A 6434-nucleotide genomic window follows, 5' to 3' on the forward strand; every position below is an offset into this window, starting at 1 on the left:
GGCGATGCGAACCACAGTCCGCGCCGGGGTGCCGGCGCCCGGGAGGAGCACCATGTCGGTCACCTTGCTCAGCCGCGACGGCTGCGCCGCCTGCGCACGTGCCGCCGACGACCTGCGTCGGATCTGCGCCGACGTGGGCGCCGAATGGGAGATCGTCGACGTCGACGCGGCGGCCCGGGCCGGCGATGTGGAATTGCGTGCCGAGTTCGGCGATCGGCTGCCGGTGATCCTGCTCGACGGCGAGGAGCACGGGTATTGGGAGGTCGACGAGGCGCGCCTGCGTGCCGATCTCGCCCGCCGCTGAGCCGGTGTGCGCGGCCACACCCGGCGGCGCCGCCGTGCGGACCCGTGCCGGGTGGCGGGAATGCCCGGGTATACCCTGAGCCCATCGACGCGGGCGGTGACGGCCGCCCGCCGGGATGCGTGAGAGTGGGTGTGCGGCAGTGAGCGTCAGTTCGGCCCCCGGCGACATCCCCGACCCCACCGTCGCCCGTCTCGCGGGTTATCTGTACGTCTTGCGGTCCTTTTCCCGACGCGGCGTTCTCGTGGCGTCCAGCGGGCAGCTGGCCACCGCTGCGGGCGTCAATCCGGCAATCCTGCGCAAAGATCTCTCCTACGTCGGGGCCAACGGGGTACGCGGCGTCGGCTACGACGTCGGCAAACTGACCGCGCGCGTTTCGATCGCGCTGCACACCGACACCACCGCGACCGTCGCCGTCGCGGGCGCCGGCCGGCTGGGCCAGGCGTTGCTCGCGCACACCGGCGTCGGACGCGGTTTCGAGGTGGCCGCGCTCTTCGACGACGATCCCGAGATGATCGGGGTCCGGCTGTCGGCCGAGACGCCACCGGTCGCCGCGCTCGACGACATAGCGAACGTATGCGCAGATCCGCAGGTCGGGCCCGTCGACATCGGCGTCGTGGCCACCGCCGACGAGCACGCCCAGCGCGTCGCCGAGGCGTTTGCCGCGGTCGGGATACGGCAATTACTCAACGTGACACCGGTCGGGCTGGTCGTCGAGTCCGACGTCGTCGTCCGGCAGGTTGATCTAGCCTTGGAACTGCAGGTGTTGGCCTTCACGGCATCGCGCAGCCTGATCGGGCCGCGTGAGGACGATCAGCTGCGCGCAGTGGCGGACCGGTAAAGGATATGAAAACGGTGACGGCGTGAGTGTTTTGTTGTTCGGTGTCTCGCACCGGAGCGCACCCGTTGAGGTGCTCGAGCGGATCGCGGTCTCCGACCACGACCGTCCCAAGCTCGTCGACGAACTTCTCGGTTCGCAGGCGATCACCGAGGCGATGCTCGTCTCCACCTGCAACCGCGTCGAGATCTATGCCGTCGTCGACGCCTTCCACCCCGCCCTCGAGGCCGTCGGGAAGGTGATGGGCGAGCATTCCGGCATGGACGTCAGCGACCTCACCCAACACGCCTACGTCCGCTACTCCGAGGCCGCCGTCGAGCATCTGTTCACCGTCGCGGCCGGACTCGACTCGCTCGTGGTCGGCGAACAGCAGATCCTGGGTCAGATCCGTAACGCCTACCTCGACGCCGACGCCAACCGCAGCACCGGCCGCGTGCTCCACGTACTGGGCCAGCAGGCGCTGCGGGTCGGTAAACGCGTGCACAGCGAGACCGGCATCGACCGCGCCGGCGCATCGGTGGTGTCGGTGGCATTGCACCGCGCGCAGCAGCTCGCGCCGAGTGGGCCGTTCCGTTCGGCGGTCGTCGTCGGCGCCGGCGCGATGGGCGCGCTGGCCACCGCCCAGCTCGCGCGCGAGGGCGTAACGGAGATGGCCGTGGTCAACCGCACCGTCGCCAATGCCGAACATCTGGCAGGCAACGTCATCGCCAATCACGGCATCGAGGTCCGCGGGGTCGGATTCGACGACCTGCCTGCGGTGATGGCCGACGCCGACGTCGTCGTCGCGTGTACCGGGTCGGTCGGTTCGGTGATCGGTGTCGGTGAGGTGCATTCGGCGCTCGCCGCGCGCGCCCGGGATGCGGACGCACCGCTGGTCATCTGCGACCTCGGGCTGCCCCGCAACGTCGATCCGGCCGCGGGCCGGTTGCCCGGTGTGCACATCGTCGACATCGCCGGATTGCGTGGCCTCGCCGAGGCCGAGGCCGCCACGAACGACATCCGGGCCGCTCGTTCCGTCGTTGCCGGCGAACTCGCCGACTACCTGACCGCCCAGCGGCAGGCCGAGGTCACCCCGACCGTCGCCGCGCTGCGCCAGCGCGCCGCCGACGTGGTAGAGGCCGAGATCCTGCGGTTGGAGACCAAACTGCCCGGGCTCGACGATCCGCAGCGTGACGAGGTCGCCAAGGCCGTGCGCCGGGTCGTCGACAAGCTGCTGCACGCACCGACCGTGCGGGTCAAGCAGCTCGCGTCGACTCCGAACGGCGATCACTACGCCGAGGCGCTGCGCGAACTGTTCGAGCTCAAGCCCGGGTCGACGGAGGCCGTCAGTGTGGCCGACACCGAGCTCGGTGAGACGGGAGCTCCCGAGGCGGGCCTCGGATTCAGCACCGAGGCGGGCCTCGGATTCTGGACCGATGTCACCCCCGAGCAGGGAGAGCGTTGAGTACACCGCAGGACGGGGCCGTCATCCGCGTCGGCACCCGCGGCTCGTTGCTGGCCCGCACCCAGACCCAGACCATCGTCGACGCCCTGATCGCTGCCGGGCATCGGGCCGAGCCGGTCATCATCAAGACCGCAGGCGACGCGTCGGCGGCCCCGGTGGCCCAGATCGGCGTCGGGGTGTTCACCACGGCGCTGCGCAACGCGCTGCATGACGGGCAGATCGACGTCGCCGTGCACTCGTACAAGGATCTGCCGACCGCGCCCGATCCGGGCCTGGTGATCGCGGCCGTCCCGACCCGCGAGGATCCGCGGGATGCCCTGGTCAGCCGGGGTGGACAGGTCCTCGGCGAGCTCGCGCCGGGGTCCACGATCGGCACGTCGGCCCCGCGACGGGTGGCGCAGCTTAGAGCATTGGGTCTCGGTTTGGAAATCCGCCCCCTACGGGGCAACCTAGATTCTCGGTTGGGCAAAGTCGCCAGCGGTGACCTCGATGCGGTCGTCGTAGCGCGTGCCGGACTCGTTCGAATCGGAAGGGCCGATGAGGTCACCGAGGCGTTCGATCCGGTCGTCCTGTTGCCGGCACCGGCACAGGGAGCGTTGGCCGTCGAGTGCCGCTCCGACGATGCCCAACTGGTGAGAACTCTCGCCGAGTTGGACGACGCGTCCACCCGTGCAACGGTCGACGCCGAACGTGCGGTGCTCGCGGCACTGGAAGCCGGGTGTACCGCTCCGGTCGGGGCGATCGCCGAGGTGGTCGAGTCGATCGATGACGACGGGCGCATCTTCGTCGAACTGTCGCTGCGTGCGGCGGTGGCGGCCGAGGACGGATCCGATGTGATCCGCGCTTCGGTGGTGGGTCCGGTGGATCGTGCCGACCAACTGGGCAGGGCTCTCGCGGCCGAACTGCTGGAACTGGGAGCGGGCGAGATCGTCGGCTCTCCGTAGTTCCGGCAAGGAACACACAGCCCTCGGCGTATGAGGGCAGGAGAGTGCGAACGCATGAGCCGTACGACCAAAAAGGCCAATCCGGGGCGGATCTTTTTCGTGGGGTCCGGACCCGGGGATCCAGAGCTGCTGACCGTGCGGGCGCGCAGCGTCATCACCGCCGCGACGACCGCCTACGTCGATCCTGACGTGCCGGCCACAGTTGTCGCGATGATCGGTGCTGCACACCGCGAGGAGCCCGCCGACCAGCGACGCCGACCGACCGTCAAACAGGTGGTGTCGGACAAACCGGCAGCGGCAGACACACCGGCCGGCGCCGATCCATCCACCGACCAGACCGACGCCGCGGGCGAGCAGTCCGCAGAGGACGCCGAGCAGGTCGTCCACCCGGCGCTCGGCGACCCGAACGAGGTCGCCAAGACCCTCGTCGCGGCCGCCAAGGGCGGCGACGACGTGGTGCGGGTGGTCTCCGGCGATCCGCTGACCACCGACTCCGTGCTCACCGAGGTGCATGCGGTCGCCCGCACATCGATCACCTTCGAGGTGTTGCCGGGCCTGCCCGCCGCCTCGGTGGTGCCCAGTTATGCGGGTATGCCGCTCGGTTCGAGCCACACCGTCGCCGACGTGCGCGCCGAGGGCGTCGACTGGGCCGCGCTCGCCGCATCGCCGGGACCGCTGGTGTTGCATGCGACCTCCGGGCATCTCGCCGAGACCGCCAGCGCGCTGACCGAGCAGGGGCTGGCGCCGCAGACACCGGTCGCCATCACGATCAACGGCACCACCTGCGCCCAGCGCACCATCGAGGCGACGCTGGCCACGCTCAACGAGCAGGGCAACGCCCTGACCGGGCCGCTCATCCTGACCGTCGGCAAGGTCGTCAGCCAGCGCGGCAAGCTCTCCTGGTGGGAGTCGCGGGCGCTCTACGGCTGGACCGTGCTGGTGCCGCGCACCAAGGATCAGGCCGCCGACATGAGTGAGCGGCTGGTCTCCCACGGCGCGATGCCCAAGGAGGTGCCGACCATCGCCGTCGAGCCGCCGCGCAGCCCGGCCCAGATGGAGCGGGCGGTCAAGGGACTCGTCGACGGCCGCTACCAGTGGGTGGTGTTCACCTCGACCAACGCGGTGCGCGCGGTCTGGGAGAAGTTCGCCGAATTCGGACTCGACGCGCGCGCCTTCTCCGGGGTGAAGATCGCCTGCGTCGGGGAGGGCACCGCCGAGCGGGTACGCGAATTCGGGATCAATCCCGAACTCGTGCCGTCGGGCGAGCAGTCCTCGCTCGGTCTGCTCGACGAGTTCCCGCCGTACGACGACGTATTCGATCCGGTCGACCGAATCCTGTTGCCGCGCGCCGACATCGCCACCGAGACCCTGTCGGAGGGGTTGCGTGAGCGGGGCTGGGAGATCGACGACGTGACCGCCTACCGCACGGTGCGCGCGGCCCCGCCGCCTGCCGAGACCCGCGAGATGATCAAGACCGGCGGCTTCGACGCGGTCTGTTTCACCTCGAGCTCCACCGTGCGCAACCTCGTCGGTATCGCCGGAAAGCCGCACGCGCGCACCATCGTTGCGTGCATCGGCCCCAAGACTGCCGAGACCGCAACGGAATTCGGGCTGCGTGTCGACGTGCAGCCGGAGGACGCGTCGATCCACGAGCTGGTCGACGCGCTCGCCGAGCACGCCGCGCGGCTGCGTGCGGAGGGGGCACTGCCCCCGCCGCGCAAGAAGTCGCGGCGGTCGCGGTCGTAGGTGGTGTGCCGATGGGTCCGCTGATCCGTCCCAGGCGGCTGCGCACGAGTGCGGCGATGCGCCGCCTCGTCGCCGAGACCACCTTGGCGCCAAGCGATCTGGTGTTGCCGATGTTCGTCGCCGACGGCCTCGACTCGCCACACGAGATCGCCTCGATGCCCGGGGTGTTCCAGCACACCTTCGATTCCCTGCGCCGCGCCGCCGACGAGGCCGTCCGCGCGGGGGTCGGCGGCCTGATGCTCTTCGGGGTCCCGGTTGCCGGTGACAAGGATGCCGAGGGCTCGTGCGCCGACGACCCCGACGGGGTGCTCAACCGCGGGTTGCGGTTGCTTCGCGACGACCTCGGGGATCAGACGGTCCTGATGGCCGACACCTGCCTCGACGAGTTCACCGACCACGGGCATTGCGGTGTGCTCGACGACGCCGGGCGAGTCGACAACGACGCCACTCTCGAGCGCTACGTGTCGATGTCGTTGGCGCAGGCGCGTTCCGGGGCACACCTGCTCGGGCCGAGCGGCATGATGGACGGTCAGGTCGCCGCGATCCGTGCGGCCCTCGATGCCGAGGGATTCACCGACACCGGCATTCTCGCCTACGCCGCGAAGTACACGTCGGCGTTCTACGGGCCGTTCCGCGACGCCGTCGGCTCGTCGCTGAAGGGTGACCGCCGCACCTATCAGCAGGACGGGGCCAACCGCATCGAGGCGCTGCGCGAGGTGCGTCTGGACCTCGACGAGGGCGCCGACATCGTCATGGTCAAGCCCGCGATGAGCTACCTCGACATCGTCCGCGACGTCGCGGAGATGTCCGACGTCCCCGTCGCCGCCTACCAGATCAGCGGCGAGTATTCGATGATCACCGCGGCCGCCGAACGCGGCTGGATCGACCGCGATTCCGCGATCCTCGAATCCCTGACGTCGGTTCGCCGCGCCGGCGCGAAGATCATCCTCACTTACTGGGCCGCCGAGGTCGCCGCCCGCTTGCGCTGACTGCGCGCTGTAGTTCGCCGACGGCACCCTCTTCCGCGATGAGGCAGCGGTGGCGAGGTCGCGGAAGCGAGTCGCGTGTCCAGCCGACGGACCGCCCGAAGGGGCGGGCGGGCTTCGGGAACGAATATGAGATGCGGCTATAGCGACGGTCGAGACGATTATTGTCGTGGCC

General features: G+C 69.9%; 6 protein-coding genes. All 6 read left to right on the forward strand.

What is annotated here, in order from left to right; genetic code table 11:
* Nucleotides 1-52 precede the first annotated feature (52 nt).
* On the forward strand, nt 53-304 hold the full coding sequence (locus ACLQ3C_RS11800; RefSeq protein WP_425705250.1) for a glutaredoxin family protein: 252 nt from the start codon (nt 53-55) through the stop codon (nt 302-304).
* A 115-nt stretch (nt 305-419) separates the two neighbouring features.
* Complete coding sequence (locus ACLQ3C_RS11805; RefSeq protein ID WP_425705251.1) at nt 420-1142, forward strand: redox-sensing transcriptional repressor Rex; 723 nt, start codon at nt 420-422, stop codon at nt 1140-1142.
* A 22-nt stretch (nt 1143-1164) separates the two neighbouring features.
* Nucleotides 1165-2583 (forward strand): glutamyl-tRNA reductase, encoded by a 1419-nt coding sequence (locus ACLQ3C_RS11810; RefSeq protein ID WP_425705252.1) that lies wholly within the window; start codon nt 1165-1167, stop codon nt 2581-2583.
* Nucleotides 2580-3527, forward strand: a complete 948-nt coding sequence (hemC, locus tag ACLQ3C_RS11815; protein ID WP_425705253.1) for a hydroxymethylbilane synthase — start codon at nt 2580-2582, stop codon at nt 3525-3527. Before ACLQ3C_RS11810 ends, hemC begins: the two co-directional genes overlap by 4 nt.
* 54 nt (nt 3528-3581) lie before the next feature.
* Nucleotides 3582-5273, forward strand: a complete 1692-nt coding sequence (locus ACLQ3C_RS11820; protein ID WP_425705254.1) for a uroporphyrinogen-III synthase — start codon at nt 3582-3584, stop codon at nt 5271-5273.
* Nucleotides 5274-5284: 11 nt separating this feature from the next.
* Nucleotides 5285-6262: a porphobilinogen synthase gene (gene hemB, locus ACLQ3C_RS11825; protein ID WP_425705255.1), complete on the forward strand. Its 978-nt coding sequence runs from the start codon at nt 5285-5287 to the stop codon at nt 6260-6262.
* Nucleotides 6263-6434 lie beyond the last annotated feature (172 nt).

The sequence above is a fragment of the Gordonia sp. DT30 genome (assembly GCF_049844915.1).
In the GTDB taxonomy this organism is placed as follows: Bacteria; Actinomycetota; Actinomycetes; order Mycobacteriales; family Mycobacteriaceae; genus Gordonia.